Consider the following 16518-nt stretch of genomic DNA (forward strand, 5'->3'; position numbering starts at 1 on the left):
CCCATGGGACTGGAAGAGAAGCTGCCGAGCGGCTTCCTGCTGACCACCGTCGAACAGGCCGCGGGATGGGTGCGCAAGTCGTCCGTCTTTCCGGCGACGTTCGGCCTCGCCTGCTGCGCCATCGAGATGATGACGACCGGAGCGGGCCGGTACGACCTGGCCCGCTTCGGCATGGAGGTCTTCCGCGGCTCCCCGCGCCAGGCCGACCTGATGATCGTCGCCGGACGGGTCAGCCAGAAGATGGCGCCGGTGCTGCGCCAGGTGTACGACCAGATGCCCGCTCCCAAATGGGTGATCTCCATGGGGGTTTGTGCATCTTCAGGCGGAATGTTCAATAACTACGCGATCGTCCAGGGCGTCGACCACATCGTCCCGGTGGACATCTACCTCCCCGGCTGCCCGCCCCGCCCCGAGATGCTGATGGACGCGATCCTCAAGCTCCACCAGAAGATCCAGGGCGGAAAGCTCGGCGTGAACCGGGAGGAAGCGGCCCGCGAGGCGGAGGCGGCGGCCCTCAAGGCCCTCCCCACCATTGAGATGAAGGGGCTGCTCCGGTGAGCGAGACCCAAGAGCCCGACCACGGCAACGACGCCGCCGCGACCGACGCGGGCGGCGGCCTGCCCGCGCCGCGCGCCCAGGGCCCCGAGGTCATCGGCGTCCGCACGGGCATGTTCGGCGCGGCGAACGGCGGTGACACCAGCGGCTACGGCGGCCTGGTCCGCACCGTGGCCCTGCCCGGCGCGTCCTCCCGCCCGTACGGCTCGTACTTCGACGAGGTGGCCGACGAGCTCGAAGGCGCCCTGGAGGAGCAGGACCTGGTACCGGAGAACGCCATCGAGAAGACCGTGGTCGACCGGGGCGAGCTCACCTTCCACATCGCCCGGGAGCACCTCGCGCGCGTCGCACGCACCCTGCGCGACGACCCCGCCCTGCGCTTCGAGCTCTGCACCGGGGTCTCCGGAGTCCACTACCCCGGGGACAAGGGCCGCGAGCTGCACGCCGTCTACCACCTGCGCTCGCTCACCCACGGCCGGATCCTGCGGCTGGAGGTGTCCGTCCCCGACAGCGACCCGCACGTCCCCTCGCTCGTCTCCGTCTATCCGACCAACGACTGGCACGAGCGCGAGGCGTACGACTTCTTCGGCCTGGTCTTCGACGGGCACCCGGCCCTCACCCGGATCATGATGCCGGACGACTGGCAGGGGTTCCCGCAGCGCAAGGACTACCCGCTCGGCGGCATCCCCGTCGAGTACAAGGGCGCCCAGATCCCGGCTCCCGACCAGCGGAGGTCGTACAGCTGATGTCCACGTCCAACCACTCCTCCGCTCGCGAGACGACCGAGGGAACCGTCTACACCGTCACCGGCGGCGACTGGGACGAGATCGTCCAGTCGGCGGCCAGGGCCGACGACGAGCGGATCGTCGTCAACATGGGTCCGCAGCACCCCTCCACCCACGGTGTGCTCCGCCTGATCCTGGAGATCGACGGCGAGACCGTCACCGAGGCCCGCTGCGGCATCGGCTACCTCCACACCGGAATCGAGAAGAACCTCGAATTCCGCAACTGGACACAGGGCACCACCTTCGTCACGCGCATGGACTACCTGACGCCGTTCTTCAACGAGACGGCGTACTGCCTCGGCGTCGAGCGACTGCTCGGCATCACCGACCAGATCCCGGACCGCGCCACCGTCGTCCGCGTCCTGCTGATGGAGCTCAACCGGCTCTCCTCCCACCTGGTGTGCATCGCCACCGGCGGCATGGAGCTGGGCGCGACCACGATCATGATCTACGGCTTCCGCGACCGCGAGCTGATCCTCGACCTCTACGAGCTGATCACCGGACTGCGGATGAACCACGCGTTCATCCGCCCCGGCGGCCTCGCGCAGGACCTCCCGCCGGGCGCCGTCGACCAGCTGCGCGAGTTCGTGAAGACCATGAAGAAGAACCTGCCGGAGTACGACAAACTCGCCACCGGCAATCCCATCTTCAAGGCCCGCATGCAGGACGTCGGCTACCTCGACCTCTCCGGCTGCATGGCCCTGGGCGCCACCGGCCCGATCCTGCGCTCCGCCGGCCTGCCGCACGACCTGCGCAAGTCGGACCCGTACTGCGGCTACGAGACCTACGAGTTCGACGTGCCGACCACCGAGACCTGCGACTCCTACGGGCGCTTCCTGATCCGGCTGGAGGAGATGCGCCAGTCGCTGCGGATCATCGAGCAGTGCCTGGAGCGGCTGGAGCCCGGACCGGTGATGGTCGCCGACAAGAAGATCGCCTGGCCGGCGCAGCTGGCCATGGGCCCCGACGGGCTCGGCAACTCGCTCGACCACATCAGGAACATCATGGGCACCTCCATGGAGGCCCTCATCCACCACTTCAAGCTGGTGACCGAGGGCTTCCGGGTGCCGGCCGGACAGGCCTACGCCGCCGTCGAGTCCCCCAAGGGCGAGCTGGGCGTCCACGTCGTCTCCGACGGCGGGACCCGCCCCTACCGGGTCCACTTCCGCGATCCGTCCTTCACCAACCTGCAGGCCATGGCCGCGATGTGCGAGGGCGGCCAGGTCGCCGACGTCATCGTCGCCGTCGCCTCCATCGACCCCGTGATGGGAGGCGTCGACCGATGACCGCCAGTCCTCAGAACCAAGGGGTCGCGCTGGGCATGCCCCAGCTGCCCGCCCCCGACTTCCCGGCGGAGGTACGGACCCGCCTCGAAGCGGACGCGAAGGAGGTCATCGCCCGCTACCCGGACAGCCGCTCCGCGCTCCTCCCGCTGCTGCACCTGTGCCAGTCGCAGGAGGGCCACGTCTCCCGGACCGGGGTGCGCTTCTGCGCCGAGATGCTCGGCCTGACCACGGCCGAGGTGACCGCCGTCGCCACCTTCTACACGATGTACCGGCGCAAGCCCTCGGGCGACTACCAGGTCGGCGTCTGCACCAACACCCTGTGCGCGGTCATGGGCGGCGACGCCATCTTCGAGGAGCTCAAGGAGCACCTCGGGGTCGGCAACAACGAGACCACCGCCGACGGCAGGATCACCCTCGAACACATCGAGTGCAACGCCGCCTGCGACTACGCCCCCGTGGTGATGGTCAACTGGGAGTTCTTCGACAACCAGACCCCCGAGTCCGCCAAGGCCATGGTCGACGACCTGCTGGCCGGCCGCGAGGTCTCGCCGACCCGGGGCGCACCCCTGTGCACCTACAAGGAGACGGCCCGGATCCTGGCCGGCTTCCCGGACGAGCGCGCGGGCGCGGTCGAGGCCACCGGCGGGGCCGGCCCCGCCTCCCTGATCGGGCTGCGCATCGCCCGCGGCGAGCCCCCGCACCCCCCGATCGTCCACCCGCGCGGCGAGAGCACCACCGAGGGAGGGGAGTGATGTCCGTGTCCTCTGAACTGAGCAACGGGGGTACCTCCCGGCCGGAGGCCGGGGGAGGGACCAGCCCGGAGAAGCTCCTCGCGCCCGTCCTGTCGGCCTTCTGGGACGAACCCGAATCGTGGACGCTGGCGACCTACCGGCGCCACGAGGGCTACGAGGGCCTGCGCAAGGCCCTCGCGATGACCCCGGACGACCTCATCGCCTACGTGAAGGACTCGGGCCTGCGCGGACGCGGCGGAGCCGGCTTCCCCACCGGGATGAAGTGGCAGTTCATCCCGCAGGGCGACGGAAAGCCGCACTACCTCGTGGTCAACGCGGACGAGTCGGAGCCGGGAACCTGCAAGGACATCCCCCTCCTCTTCGCCAACCCGCACTCCCTCATCGAGGGAATGATCATCGCCTGCTACGCGATCCGCTCCCAGCACGCCTTCATCTACCTGCGCGGCGAGGTCGTACCGGTCCTGCGGCGCCTGCACGAGGCGGTGCGCGAGGCGTACGCGTCCGGATACCTCGGCAGGAACATCCTCGGCAGCGGGCTCGACCTCGACATCACGGTGCACGCGGGCGCGGGCGCGTACATCTGCGGCGAGGAGACGGCACTGCTCGACTCCCTCGAAGGCCGGCGCGGCCAGCCCCGGCTGCGACCCCCCTTCCCCGCCGTCGAGGGGCTCTACGCGTGCCCCACTGTCGTCAACAACGTCGAGTCCATCGCCTCGGTTCCCGCGATCCTGAACCGGGGCAAGGACTGGTTCAAGGCGATGGGGACGGAGAAGTCCCCCGGCTTCACCCTGTACTCGCTCTCCGGGCACGTCGCCGGACCCGGCCAGTACGAGGCCCCGCTCGGCATCACCCTGCGCCAGCTCCTCGACATGAGCGGCGGCATGCGGCCCGGGCACCGGCTGAAGTTCTGGACCCCGGGCGGATCCTCCACCCCGATGTTCACCGACGAGCACCTCGACGTCCCCCTGGACTACGAGGGCGTCGGCGCCGCCGGGTCGATGCTCGGCACCAAGGCCCTCCAGTGCTTCGACGAGACCACCTGCGTGGTGCGGGCCGTCACCCGGTGGACCGAGTTCTACGCGCACGAGTCCTGCGGCAAGTGCACTCCCTGCCGCGAAGGCACGTACTGGCTGGTCCAGCTGCTCCGCGACATCGAGGCCGGCAAGGGCGTCATGTCCGACCTCGACAAGCTGAACGACATCGCCGACAACATCAACGGCAAGTCCTTCTGCGCGCTCGGTGACGGCGCGGCCAGCCCGATCTTCTCCTCGCTGAAGTACTTCCGCGAGGAGTACGAGCAGCACATCACGGGCAAGGGCTGCCCCTTCGACCCCAGGAAGTCGACCCTCTGGGCCGACACGGAGGTGAACGCATGACCGTCACCACTACGGCCGCCTCCGGAGGGGAACCCGCCGTCCCGCCGGAGGACCTGGTCTCGCTGACCATCGACGGAGCCGAGCTCTCGGTGCCCAAGGGCACCCTCGTCATCCGCGCCGCCGAACAACTCGGCATCGAGATCCCCCGGTTCTGCGACCACCCCCTCCTTCCCCCCGCCGGCGCCTGCCGCCAGTGCATCGTCGAAGTCGAGGGCCAGCGCAAGCCGATGGCCTCCTGCACCATCACCTGCACCGACGGCATGGTCGTCAGGACCCAGCTGACCTCCGAGGTCGCCGACAAGGCCCAGCGCGGGGTGATGGAGCTGCTGCTCATCAACCACCCGCTGGACTGCCCCGTCTGCGACAAGGGCGGCGAGTGCCCGCTGCAGAACCAGGCGATGTCGCACGGCAACGCCGAGTCCCGCTTCGAGGGCAGGAAGCGGACCTACGAGAAGCCCGTCCCGATCTCCCCGCAGGTCCTGCTCGACCGGGAGCGGTGCGTCCTGTGCGCCCGCTGCACCCGCTTCTCCAACGAGATCGCAGGCGACCCGATGATCGAGCTCCTGGAGCGCGGCGCACTCCAGCAGGTCGGCATCGGCGAGGGCGATCCCTTCGAGTCGTACTTCTCCGGCAACACCATCCAGATCTGCCCGGTCGGCGCCCTCACCTCGGCCGCGTACCGGTTCCGCTCCCGCCCCTTCGACCTCGTCTCCTCCCCGAGCGTGTGCGAGCACTGCGCGGGCGGCTGCGCGACCCGTACCGACCACCGGCGCGGCAAGGTGCTGCGGCGCCTCGCCGCGGAAGACCCCGAGGTCAACGAGGAATGGGTCTGCGACAAGGGCCGTTTCGGGTTCCGCTACGCGCAGCGCCCGGACCGTCTGACCACCCCGCTGGTGCGCAGCGCCGCCGGGGTCCTGGAACCGGCGAGCTGGCCCGAGGCCCTGGAGGCCGCCGCGAACGGGCTCGCCGCCGCACGCGGCCGGGCCGGAGTGCTCACCGGCGGCCGGCTCACCGTCGAGGACGCCTACGCCTACGCCAAGTTCGCCCGGGTCGTGCTCGACACCAACGACATCGACTTCCGGGCCCGCGTGCACAGCGCGGAGGAGGCCGACTTCCTGGCCGCCACCGTCGCCGGCACCGGCAAGGACCTCGACGGCGACGGCGTCACCTACACCTCGCTGGAGGCGGCGCCCGCGGTGCTGCTCGCCGGCATCGAGGCCGAGGAGGAGGCCCCCGGGGTCTTCCTGCGGCTGCGCAAGGCCCACCGCAGGTCCAAGCAGCGGACCTTCGCCCTGGCCCCCTTCGCCACCCGCGGACTTCAGAAGGCCGGCGGCACCCTCCTGGCGGCCGCTCCCGGCACCGAGCCCGACTGGCTCGACGCGCTGTCCTCACGGACCGGCCTGGAGGCGGGCGGCGCGGAGGCCGCCGAGGCGCTGCGCGCACCGGGCGCCGTCATCGTCGTCGGAGAGCGCCTCGCCGGTGTGCCCGGTGCGCTGACCGCCGCCGTACGGGCGGCCGCCGCCACCGGGGCGAAGCTCGTGTGGATCCCGCGCCGGGCCGGGGAGCGGGCCGCCGTCGAGGCCGGCGCCCTGCCGTCCCTGCTGCCGGGCGGCCGTCCGGCCACCGACCCGCGGGCCCGCGACGAGGTCGCCACCGCCTGGGGCCTGGACGAACTCCCGCACCGCTACGGCCGCGACACCGGCCAGATCGTCGAGGCGGCGGCCACCCGGGAACTGTCCGCGTTGCTGGTCGCGGGTGTGGAGGTCACCGACCTGCCGGACCCGGCCCGCGCGCGGACCGCCCTCAAGGAGGCCTTCGTGGTCTCCCTGGAACTGCGGCCCGGCGAGGTCACCGATCACGCGGACGTGGTCCTGCCGGTCGCCGCGGTCGCCGAGAAGGCGGGCGCGTTCATCAACTGGGAAGGGCGCGTCCGGCCCTTCGAGGCCGCGCTCAAGCCCGACCAGATGACCCGCCGGCTCGCCCCGGCCGACGCCCGCGTGCTGCACATGCTGGCCGACGCCGCCGACCGGCCGATCGGCCTGCCCGACGTGCACGCCGTACGCCGCGAACTGGAGCGGCTCGGCCCCTGGGAGGGCGCGCTCGCCGCCGAGCAGTCCACCGACCCGGTGCCGCTGCCCCGTCCGGGCGTCGGCGAGGCGGTCCTCGCCGGTCACCGGCTCCTGCTGGACCGGGGCCTGCTCCAGGAGGGCGACGAGGCCCTGGCCGGTACCCGGCACGAGGCCGCAGCCCGGCTGTCGGCCGCCACGGCCACCGAGACGGGCGTCAAGGAGGGCGACGTCCTCGCGGTCACCGGCCCCGCCGGCACGGTGGAACTCCCGCTCCGGATCGCCGAGATGCCCGACCGCGTCGTCTGGCTCCCGCTGAACTCCACCGGCTCCGGCGTCCTCGCCGACGCCGGAGCCCGCCCGGGCACCCTCGTACGCATCGGCCCGGCGACCCCGGCCGGCGCAGGCGACACCACTGCGGAGGTGGGCGCGTGAACACCGTTCAACTCGCTGCCGAGGACCTGTCCCTCTTCGGACGGGACGTCTGGTGGCTCGTCGTCGTCAAGGCGGTGTTCTGCTTCGCCTTCCTGATGGTGACGGTGCTGTTCTCCATCGTGTGGGAGCGCAAGGTCGTCGCCTGGATGCAGCTGCGTATCGGCCCCAACCGGCACGGCCCCTGGGGCATGCTCCAGTCGCTCGCCGACGGCGTGAAGCTGATGCTCAAGGAAGACATCGTCGTCAAGCGGGCCGACAAGGTGGTGTACGTCCTGGCCCCGATCATCGCGGCGATCCCGGCCTTCATGGCCATCGCGGTGATCCCCTTCGGACCGGCCGGCAACGAGGTCTCCATCTTCGGGCAGCGCACCTCGATGCAGCTGACCGACCTGCCCATCGCGATGCTCTACATCCTCGCGGTGGCCTCCGTCGGCATCTACGGCATCGTCCTTGCCGGCTGGTCCTCCGGCTCCACCTACCCGCTCCTCGGCGGCCTGCGCTCCTGCGCCCAGATGATCTCCTACGAGATCGCGATGGGTGCGGCCTTCGCCTCGGTCTTCCTCTACTCCGGGTCGATGTCGACCTCGGCGATCGTGGAGGCCCAGCAGGACCGCTGGTTCATCGTGCTGCTGCCGGTGTCCTTCATCATCTACGTCGTCACGATGGTCGGCGAGACCAACCGCGCCCCCTTCGACATGCCGGAGTCCGAGGGCGACCTGGTCGGCGGTTTCAACACCGAATACTCGTCCATCAAGTTCGCGCTGTTCATGCTCGCCGAGTACGTCAACATGGTCACCGTCTCGGCGGTCTCGGTCACGCTGTTCCTCGGCGGCTGGCGGGCCCCGTACCCGATCAGCACCTTCTGGGAGGGCGCCAACCACGGCTGGTGGCCGCTCCTCTGGTTCGTCCTCAAGGTGCAGCTGCTCCTCTTCTTCTTCATTTGGCTGCGCGGCACGCTGCCACGCGTGCGCTACGACCAGCTGATGAAGCTCGGCTGGAAGGTCCTGATCCCGGTCTCCGTGGTCTGGCTGATGATGGTCGCCACCGTCCGGGCCCTGCGCAACGAGAACTACGCGATGGCGGACATCGCCCTCTACGTCGGCGGCGCCGTCGTGGCGATCCTGCTGCTCTCCTTCGTCGCGGACGTCTTCCGCGACAAGCGCGAGAAGGCGGCGGCCGCGGACGCCGGCCGGGACACCGCGCCCTTCGATCCGCTGGCGGGCGGGTTCCCCGTACCGCCCAAGCCCGGCCAGCACCTGGCACCCGTACCGCGCAGGCGGCCCCGCAGTGAGCGGGAGCTGATCGTCAGTGGCGGCGCGAACACCGACAGTGACCGAGAGGAGGGTGCTGAGAATGTCTGACGAGAAGTGGCAGAATCCGGTGGCCGGCTTCGGCGTGACCTTCAAGGCCATGTTCAAGAAGCGCCTCACCGAGCAGTACCCGGAGCAGCAGAAGACGACCGCCCCGCGCTTCCACGGACGGCACCAGCTCAACCGGCACCCCGACGGTCTGGAGAAGTGCATCGGGTGCGAGCTGTGCGCCTGGGCCTGCCCCGCCGACGCCATCTACGTGGAGGGTGCGGACAACACCGAGGAGGAGCGCTACTCCCCGGGTGAGCGGTACGGCCGGGTCTACCAGATCAACTACGCCCGCTGCATCCTGTGCGGGCTGTGCGTCGAGGCGTGCCCGACCCGGGCGCTGACCATGACGAACGAGTTCGAACTGGCCGACGCCAGCCGCGAGTCCCTCATCTACACCAAGGAGCAGCTGCTCGCCGGCCTCACCGAGGGCATGGTCGAGGCGCCGCACTCGATCTTCCCCGGTACCGACGAGCAGGACTACTACCGCGGACTGGTGACGGGCGCCGCCCCGGGCACGGTCCGGCAGGTGGCGGTCTCCAAGGGCGAGGAGCCGGCCGGCTCCGACGACGGGAACACCGCGGAGGTGGGGGCATGAGCGCCATGGCCGCGACCGTCACCTCCACCGGTGAGGCCGTGCAGTTCTGGGTCCTCGGCACCATCGCCGTCATCGGTGCGCTGGCCACGATCCTGATGAAGAAGGCCGTGCACAGCGCACTCAGCCTCGCCGGGACGATGATCATCCTGGCGGTCTTCTACCTCGCCAACGGGGCGTACTTCCTGGGCGTCGTCCAGGTCATCGTCTACACCGGCGCGATCATGATGCTCTTCCTCTTCGTGGTCATGCTCGTCGGCGTCACCGCCGCCGACTCCCTGAAGGAGACCATCAAGGGGCAGCGCTGGCTGGCCCTCCTGTGCGGCCTCGGCTTCGGCATCCTGCTGTGCGCCGGCATCGGCCACGCCGGGCTGGGCCACTTCAACGGGCTCGGCCGGATCAACTCCGCCGGGCACGTCGAGGGCCTCGCCCAGCTGATCTTCACCAAGTACGTGTTCGCCTTCGAGATCACTGGCGCTCTGCTGATCACCGCAGCCGTCGGCGCGATGGTGCTCACCCACCGCGAGCGCACCGAACGGGCCGCGACCCAGCGCGAGCTGGCCGAGCGCCGCGTACGCGAGGGCGTGCAGCTCCCGCCGCTGCCCGCGCCCGGGGTCTACGCCCGCCACAACGCGGTGGACGTGCCCGGCCTGCTGCCGGACGGCACCCCGTCCGAGCTCACCGTCAGCCGGACGCTGCGCGATCGCGGCCAGGTCCGCGACGTCTCCGGCGAGGCGCTCGACGACCTCAAGGCGCTGGAGCAGCGTTCGGCGGAGCGCCTCGGCCGTGAGGAGGCCTCGAAGTGAATCCGGTCAACTACCTGTACCTGGCGGCCCTGCTGTTCACGATCGGCGCCGTCGGGGTGCTGATCCGCAAGAACGCGATCGTGCTGTTCATGTGCATCGAGCTGATGCTCAACGCCTGCAACCTGGCCTTCGTCGCGTTCTCCCGGATGCACGGCAACCTCGACGGTCAGATCATCGCCTTCTTCACGATGGTCGTCGCCGCCGCCGAGGTCGTGGTCGGCCTGGCGATCATCGTGTCGCTGTTCCGTACCCGCCACTCGGCCTCGGTCGACGACGCCAGCCTGATGAAGCTGTAAGGGGTCGCTGTGGAGAACCTGATTGCGCTGCTGATCGCGGCGCCGCTGCTCGGAGCGGTGGTGCTGCTCTGCGGCGGCCGGCGCCTCGACAAGGCCGGCCACTGGATCGGCACCCTGCTCGCGGCCGTCTCCTTCGGGATCGGCGTCGCGCTCTTCGCCGACATGCTGGGGCGCAGCGCCGAGGACCGGACGCTGACCCAGAAGCTGTACACCTGGATCCCCGTCGAGGGCTTCCAGGCGGACATGGCCTTCCAGCTGGACCAGCTGTCGATGACCTTCGTCCTGCTGATCTCGGGCGTCGGCACGCTCATTCACGTGTACTCGATCGGGTACATGGAGCACGACGAGCGCCGCCGCCGCTTCTTCGGCTACCTGAACCTGTTCGTCGCGGCCATGCTGCTGCTGGTCCTCGCCGACAACTACCTGCTGCTGTACTTCGGCTGGGAGGGCGTGGGCCTCGCCTCGTACCTGCTGATCGGCTTCTGGCAGCACAAGCCCAGCGCGGCCACCGCCGCGAAGAAGGCGTTCCTGGTCAACCGCGTCGGCGACATGGGCCTGTCGATCGCGATCATGCTGATGTTCACCACCTTCGGGACCTTCGCCTTCGGGCCGGTGTTCAGCGCGGTGGGGGAGGCCTCCGAGGGCAAGCTCACCGCCATCGGCCTGATGCTGCTGCTCGCGGCCTGCGGCAAGTCGGCTCAGGTGCCGCTGCAGTCCTGGCTCGGGGACGCGATGGAGGGCCCGACCCCGGTCTCGGCCCTCATCCACGCGGCCACGATGGTGACCGCCGGCGTCTACTTGATCGTCCGCTCCGCCGCGGTCTTCAACGCCGCCCCCGACGCCCAGTTGGTGGTCACCGTCGTGGGAGCGGTCACGCTGCTCTTCGGTGCGATCGTCGGTTGCGCGAAGGACGACATCAAGAAGGCCCTGGCGGGGTCGACGATGTCGCAGATCGGCTACATGATCCTCGCCGCGGGCCTCGGCCCGATCGGCTACGTCTTCGCGATCATGCACCTGGTGACGCACGGCTTCTTCAAGGCCGGCCTCTTCCTCGGCGCCGGTTCCGTGATGCACGGGATGAACGACGAGGTCGACATGCGCAAGTACGGGGCCTTGAGGAAGTACATGCCGGTCACCTTCGTCACCTTCGGGCTCGGCTACCTGGCGATCATCGGCTTCCCGGGCCTGTCCGGCTTCTTCTCCAAGGACATGATCATCGAGGCGGCGTTCGCGAAGGGCGGCACCGAGGGCTGGATCCTCGGCGGGGTCACCCTGCTGGGCGCCGGCATCACCGCCTTCTACATGACCCGCGTCATGCTCCTCACCTTCTTCGGCGAGAAGCGCTGGCAGCCGTCCGCCGACGGCCACGAGCCGCACCCGCACGAGTCCCCGAAGTCCATGACCGTCCCGATGGTCATCCTCGCCTTCGGATCGGTCTTCGCCGGTGCCTTCTTCGAGATCGGCGAGCGTTTCCTGAAGTGGCTGGAGCCCGTCACCGGCTACGCGCACGGCAACCCGCCGGTCAGCGCCACGACGGTCACCGCGGCCACCATGGTGATGCTCCTCGCGGGCGTCGGCATCGCGTGGGCGATGTACGGCAAGCGGCCCGTCCCGGTCGTCGCCCCGCGCGGCTCCCTCCTCACCCGGGCGGCCCGCCGCGACCTGTACCAGGACGACTTCAACCACGTCGTGCTGGTGCGCGGCGGGGAGCACCTGACCCGCTCCCTCGTGTACGTCGACCACAGCCTGGTCGACGGGGTGGTCAACGGGACGGCCGCCTCGGTCGGCGGTCTCTCGGGCCGACTGCGCAGGCTGCAGAACGGCTACGCCCGCAGCTACGCGGTCTCGATGTTCGGGGGGACGGCGATCCTCATCGCCGCGACCCTGCTGATGAGGGCGGTGTGACATGAACTTCCCGCTTCTGACGGCCACGGCCGCGGTGCCCGCGGTCGGCGCGATCTTGACGGCGGCCGTCCCGGCCGCCCGCCGGACCGCCGCCAAGTGGCTCGCGCTGCTCTTCTCGCTGGCGACACTGGCCCTGGCCGTGCTCATCGCCATCCGCTTCGAACCCGGTGGCGACCGCTACCAGCTCACCGAATCCCGCCCCTGGATCGCCGACTTCGGCGTCCGCTACGAGCTGGGCGTGGACGGGATCGGCGTCGTCCTCATCGGACTCACCGCGCTCCTGATCCCCTTCGTGATCGCGGCCGGCTGGCACGACGCCGACCCGCTGGCGGAGCCGGTGAGCGGCTCCGCCACCTGGAAGCCCTCGCGCTGGCGCCCGACCCAGGGCTTCTTCGCCCTGATCCTGATGGTCGAGGCGATGGTGATCATCTCCTTCGAGGCCACCGACGTCTTCCTCTTCTACATCTTCTTCGAAGCCATGCTCATCCCGATGTACTTCCTCATCGGCGGCTTCGGGGACCGGGCCCACTCGGGCAGCGAGGAGAACGCGGCCGCGCAACGCAGTTACGCGGCGGTCAAGTTCCTCCTCTACAACCTGGTCGGCGGCCTGATCATGCTGGCCGCCGTCATCGGCCTGTACGTGGTCGCCGGGAACTTCTCGCTCCAGGAGATCACCGCCGCCCGCGCCGCGGGCACCCTGGACATGGCGACCAACACCGAGCGGCTGCTGTTCCTCGGCTTCTTCTTCGCCTTCGCGGTGAAGGCCCCGCTGTGGCCGCTGCACACCTGGCTGCCGAACGCGATGGGCGAGGCCACCGCCCCCGTTGCCGTGCTGATCACCGCGGTCGTCGACAAGGTCGGCACCTTCGCGATGCTCCGCTTCTGTCTCGGACTCTTCCCCGACGCCAGCAAGTGGGCCACGCCGGTGATCCTCGTCCTGGCCCTGATCAGCATCGTCTACGGGGCGCTGGTGGCCGTCGGCCAGCGGGACATCAAGCGGCTGGTGGCCTACGCCTCCATCTCGCACTTCGGCTTCATCATCCTGGGCATCTTCGCGATGACCTCCCAGGGCCAGTCCGGCGCCACCCTCTACATGGTCAACCACGGCCTGTCGACGGCGGCGCTCATGCTGGTGGCCGGCTTCCTGATCTCGCGGCGCGGCTCGCGGCTCATCGCCGACTACGGCGGCGTCCAGAAGGTCGCCCCGGTCCTCGCCGGGACCTTCCTGATCGGCGGCCTGGCCACCCTCTCGCTGCCCGGCCTCGCGCCCTTCGTCAGCGAGTTCCTCGTCCTGGTCGGCACGTACGCCCGCTACCCGGTCGTCGGGATCATCGCCACCGTCGGCATCGTGCTGGCCGCGCTCTACACGCTGGTGCTCTACCAGCGCACGATGACCGGGCCCGTGAAGGAGGAGGTCCGCACGATGCCGGACCTGCGCCTGCGCGAAGTGCTGGTGGTCGCCCCGCTGATTGCGCTGCTGATCGGGCTCGGCGTCTACCCGAAGGTCCTCACCGACGTCGTCAACCCGGCGGTGGAGCACACCATGTCGGACGTGAAGCAGACGGACCCGAAGCCCGAGGTCGCCGTCGAAGCCAAGAACGGGGAGGAGGCGAAGTGAGCGCACTGACTTCCGCCCACAGCCTGTGGACACTGGCGGCCGACGCGCCGGCCGACCGGATCCCGGCACCGACGATCGAGTACGCGCAGCTCGCTCCCACGCTGATCGTGGTGGGCGCGGCGGTCGTCGGGATCCTCGTGGAGGCCTTCGTGCCCCGCAGGTCCCGGTACTACGTGCAGGTCTTCCTCACCCTCGCCGCGCTGGCCTCGGCCTTCGCCGCGGTGGTCGGCCTCGCGGCCGGCGGGTACGGCTCGACCAAGGCGCACATCGCCGCGATGGGCGCCATCGCCGTGGACGGTCCCGCGCTCTTCCTCCAGGGCACCATCCTGCTGGCCTCGGTCGTCGCGGTCTTCACCTTCGCCGAGCGGCGCCTGGACCCGGCCGCGCACGGCAACCGGGTGGACTCCTTCGCCGCGCAGGCGGCGTCGGTACCCGGCAGCGACAGCGAGAAGGCCGCGGTCAAGGCGGGCTTCACCACCACCGAGGTCTTCCCGCTGGCCCTGTTCGCGATCGCCGGAATGCTGATCTTCCCGGCGGCCAACGACCTGCTGACGCTGTTCATCGCCCTGGAGGTCTTCTCCCTCCCGCTGTACCTGCTCTGCGCCGTCGCCCGCCGCCAGCGGCTGATGTCGCAGGAGGCCGCGGTGAAGTACTTCCTGCTGGGTGCCTTCGCCTCCGCCTTCCTCCTCTTCGGCATCGCCCTGCTCTACGGCTACGCCGGCTCCATGTCGTACGCGGTGATCGCCGACGTGGTCGACGGCACGGTCACGACGATCGACCCGGCCCTGGCCGGCACCATGGGCAACGACGTGCTGCTGCTGATGGGCGGTGCGCTGATCCTGACGGGCCTGCTCTTCAAGGTCGGCGCGGTGCCCTTCCACATGTGGACCCCGGACGTCTACCAGGGCGCTCCCACCCCGGTCACCGGCTTCATGGCGGCGGCGACGAAGGTGGCCGCCTTCGGCGCCCTGCTGCGGCTGCTGTACGTGGTCCTGCCGGGGCTGCGCTGGGACTGGCGTCCGGTGATGTGGGGGGTGGCCATCGTCACGATGCTGGCGGGCGCGGTGATCGCCGTGACCCAGACCGACGTCAAGCGGCTGCTGGCGTACTCCTCCGTCGCGCACGCCGGCTTCATCCTGGCCGGTGTGATCGCGACGTCGGCGGAGGGCATCCAGTCCGTCCTCTTCTACCTGGCTGCCTACTCCTTCGTGACGATCGGCGCGTTCGCCGTGGTCACGCTGGTGCGCGACGCGGGCGGCGAGGCGACGCACCTGTCCAAGTGGGCCGGTCTGGGCCGGCGTTCGCCGCTGACCGCGGCCGTCTTCGCGGTGTTCCTGCTCGCCTTCGCCGGCATCCCGCTGACGTCGGGCTTCACCGGGAAGTTCGCCGTGTTCAGCGCGGCGGCGGAGGGCGGCGCGGGGCCGCTGGTCGTGATCGGTGTCCTGTCGTCCGCGATCGCCGCCTTCTTCTACATCCGCGTGATCGTCCTGATGTTCTTCAGCGAGCCGAAGGCCGACGGTCCGACGGTGGCCGTCCCCTCGCCGCTGACGATGACGACCATCGCGGTGGGCGTCGCCGTCACCCTGGTCCTGGGCCTGGCGCCGCAGTACTTCCTGGAGCTGGCGGGGCAGGCGAGCACCTTCGTCCGCTGACCGGACCGCCGCACCGCCCAGGGCCCGGCCCCCCTTCGGGGGAGCCGGGCCCTCGGCCGTGGCGGGATCCAACGCGTAGACGTGGACCACGGCGCGTCCGTCCTCGTTCTCGACCCGCCAGAAGTGGACGATCCCGGCCCTGGCGCACGTCAACGGCTTGATCGTGAACTCGCGGAAGACCTCGAAGTCGGCAGGGGCCGCCGACCGCAGCTGCCACCCGCGGGCGGGACGGGCCGGCGGGGCCCCGGCTCCGGCTCAGGCTGCGGAGCTGCCGGTTCGACGCTCATCAGTGCTCCCACGGGGCAGAGTCTCGCGGGCGCGTTCGCCGTATCGCCGGAGTTCTCAGGCAGGGCCGCACTCACGAGTGAGTCATATGCCGGGGGCGCTTGACGAGCCTAGTGTCCGTGCGCGTGGGCGGCCGCCGGCTTGCCCGGGGTGGGGGCCTTCTTCGGGCAGGTCAGGGCCGGGTTCCAGTTGTGGAAGCGGCCGGCCGGGTTCTCCTTGTACGCCCACAGGTGCAGGTCGTAGTGCTTGGGCATGCCGGCCCAGTGGCCCGGCATGGGGCCGTCGAAGGGCAGGCCGAACATGCTCGGCCGGTCGTCGTCGGTCTTCAGGTCCTGGTCCCGGTCGGTGGCCATCCATTCCACCGTCTCCAGCTTGCGGCGGCCGTTTCGGTCCTTCTCCCGGCTGTAGAGCAGCGCGGTGGGCCTCGCGGGGTCCTTAGAACCCCAGTTGGCCTGCTTGACGTAGTGGTAGTTCATGGCGCCCACCCCGAAGGGGTTCGTCATGCACTCCTCGCCGTGCGGGACGTACCCGTCCTTGATGGCCTCCCGCTCGTCCGCGTACTTGGCCGTCGCCGCGATCGCCGTCGCCAAGTCCCGCATGGCCTTCGCGTCGCGCGGGTCGGGCGCGGGCCCCTCGACCCCGTGGGCCGGGGCCACGGCGGTCAGGCCGAGGGCCACGGCGGCCGCGCAGGTGACGAGGGTCCTCGGGCTGAGTACGGTCATGGCGGCGGCTCCTCGCGGTGGGGGTA

The 16518-nt window shown here is 70.2% G+C and carries 14 protein-coding genes; 13 read left to right on the forward strand and 1 reads right to left on the reverse strand.

The features are described 5' to 3' along the window. Positions 1-3: 3 nt before the first annotated feature. Genes ACFW2G_RS08860 through nuoN form a run of 13 tightly spaced genes read left to right on the forward strand, consistent with a single transcriptional unit; the run spans position 4 to position 15485 of the window. A complete protein-coding gene (locus tag ACFW2G_RS08860) occupies positions 4-558 on the forward strand; it encodes an NADH-quinone oxidoreductase subunit B family protein (protein ID WP_030028258.1) in 555 nt (184 codons plus the stop codon). Next, positions 555-1301, forward strand: a complete 747-nt coding sequence (locus tag ACFW2G_RS08865; RefSeq protein WP_384446368.1) for an NADH-quinone oxidoreductase subunit C — start codon at positions 555-557, stop codon at positions 1299-1301. Before ACFW2G_RS08860 ends, ACFW2G_RS08865 begins: the two co-directional genes overlap by 4 nt. Then, positions 1301-2626 (forward strand): NADH-quinone oxidoreductase subunit D, encoded by a 1326-nt coding sequence (locus ACFW2G_RS08870; protein WP_037918832.1) that lies wholly within the window; start codon positions 1301-1303, stop codon positions 2624-2626. The genes ACFW2G_RS08865 and ACFW2G_RS08870 overlap by 1 nt, the downstream gene beginning before the upstream one ends. Then, positions 2623-3378, forward strand: coding sequence for an NADH-quinone oxidoreductase subunit NuoE (gene nuoE / locus ACFW2G_RS08875; RefSeq protein WP_384446371.1), 756 nt, complete (start codon positions 2623-2625; stop codon positions 3376-3378). The genes ACFW2G_RS08870 and nuoE overlap by 4 nt, the downstream gene beginning before the upstream one ends. Then, entirely contained in the window at positions 3378-4754 is a 1377-nt protein-coding gene (gene nuoF, locus ACFW2G_RS08880; RefSeq protein ID WP_037918835.1) for an NADH-quinone oxidoreductase subunit NuoF, read from the forward strand. Before nuoE ends, nuoF begins: the two co-directional genes overlap by 1 nt. Further along, positions 4751-7255: an NADH-quinone oxidoreductase subunit G gene (locus tag ACFW2G_RS08885; RefSeq protein ID WP_384446375.1), complete on the forward strand. Its 2505-nt coding sequence runs from the start codon at positions 4751-4753 to the stop codon at positions 7253-7255. The genes nuoF and ACFW2G_RS08885 overlap by 4 nt, the downstream gene beginning before the upstream one ends. Beyond that, the gene (nuoH, locus tag ACFW2G_RS08890) at positions 7252-8616 is read left to right on the forward strand and encodes an NADH-quinone oxidoreductase subunit NuoH (RefSeq protein WP_384446377.1); all 1365 of its coding nucleotides are present in this window, start codon (positions 7252-7254) and stop codon (positions 8614-8616) included. Before ACFW2G_RS08885 ends, nuoH begins: the two co-directional genes overlap by 4 nt. Continuing rightward, positions 8609-9211, forward strand: a complete 603-nt coding sequence (nuoI, locus tag ACFW2G_RS08895) for an NADH-quinone oxidoreductase subunit NuoI (protein ID WP_037918840.1) — start codon at positions 8609-8611, stop codon at positions 9209-9211. The genes nuoH and nuoI overlap by 8 nt, the downstream gene beginning before the upstream one ends. Beyond that, complete coding sequence (locus tag ACFW2G_RS08900; protein ID WP_384446379.1) at positions 9208-10014, forward strand: NADH-quinone oxidoreductase subunit J; 807 nt, start codon at positions 9208-9210, stop codon at positions 10012-10014. Before nuoI ends, ACFW2G_RS08900 begins: the two co-directional genes overlap by 4 nt. Next, entirely contained in the window at positions 10011-10310 is a 300-nt protein-coding gene (gene nuoK / locus ACFW2G_RS08905; RefSeq protein ID WP_030958925.1) for an NADH-quinone oxidoreductase subunit NuoK, read from the forward strand. Before ACFW2G_RS08900 ends, nuoK begins: the two co-directional genes overlap by 4 nt. Before the next feature lie 9 nt (positions 10311-10319). After that, entirely contained in the window at positions 10320-12215 is a 1896-nt protein-coding gene (nuoL, locus tag ACFW2G_RS08910; protein ID WP_384446382.1) for an NADH-quinone oxidoreductase subunit L, read from the forward strand. A 1-nt stretch (position 12216) separates the two neighbouring features. Beyond that, complete coding sequence (locus ACFW2G_RS08915) at positions 12217-13833, forward strand: NADH-quinone oxidoreductase subunit M (protein WP_384446384.1); 1617 nt, start codon at positions 12217-12219, stop codon at positions 13831-13833. Positions 13834-13838: 5 nt separating this feature from the next. Then, on the forward strand, positions 13839-15485 hold the full coding sequence (nuoN, locus tag ACFW2G_RS08920) for an NADH-quinone oxidoreductase subunit NuoN (RefSeq protein ID WP_384446402.1): 1647 nt from the start codon (positions 13839-13841) through the stop codon (positions 15483-15485). A gap of 395 nt (positions 15486-15880) precedes the next feature. Here nuoN and ACFW2G_RS08925 read toward each other — a convergent pair whose 3' ends face one another. Then, the gene (locus ACFW2G_RS08925; protein WP_037918850.1) at positions 15881-16492 is read right to left on the reverse strand and encodes a hypothetical protein; all 612 of its coding nucleotides are present in this window, start codon (positions 16490-16492) and stop codon (positions 15881-15883) included. Positions 16493-16518: the final 26 nt, after the last annotated feature.

Origin of the sequence: Streptomyces sp. NPDC058880, assembly GCF_042742535.1 — a bacterium.
Lineage (GTDB): Bacteria > Actinomycetota > Actinomycetes > Streptomycetales > Streptomycetaceae > Streptomyces.

Bases quoted from the DNA above. Each gene is read 5' to 3' on its own strand.
- ACFW2G_RS08860 (WP_030028258.1), top strand. From the start codon at position 4: ATGGGACTGGAAGAGAAGCTGCCGAGCGGCTTCCTGCTGACCACCGTC.
- ACFW2G_RS08870 (WP_037918832.1), top strand. From the start codon at position 1,301: ATGTCCACGTCCAACCACTCCTCCGCTCGCGAGACGACCGAGGGAACC.
- nuoE (WP_384446371.1), top strand. From the start codon at position 2,623: ATGACCGCCAGTCCTCAGAACCAAGGGGTCGCGCTGGGCATGCCCCAG.
- nuoF (WP_037918835.1), top strand. From the start codon at position 3,378: ATGTCCGTGTCCTCTGAACTGAGCAACGGGGGTACCTCCCGGCCGGAG.
- ACFW2G_RS08885 (WP_384446375.1), top strand. From the start codon at position 4,751: ATGACCGTCACCACTACGGCCGCCTCCGGAGGGGAACCCGCCGTCCCG.
- nuoI (WP_037918840.1), top strand. From the start codon at position 8,609: ATGTCTGACGAGAAGTGGCAGAATCCGGTGGCCGGCTTCGGCGTGACC.
- ACFW2G_RS08900 (WP_384446379.1), top strand. From the start codon at position 9,208: ATGAGCGCCATGGCCGCGACCGTCACCTCCACCGGTGAGGCCGTGCAG.
- ACFW2G_RS08915 (WP_384446384.1), top strand. From the start codon at position 12,217: ATGAACTTCCCGCTTCTGACGGCCACGGCCGCGGTGCCCGCGGTCGGC.
- ACFW2G_RS08925 (WP_037918850.1), bottom strand. From the start codon at position 16,492: ATGACCGTACTCAGCCCGAGGACCCTCGTCACCTGCGCGGCCGCCGTG.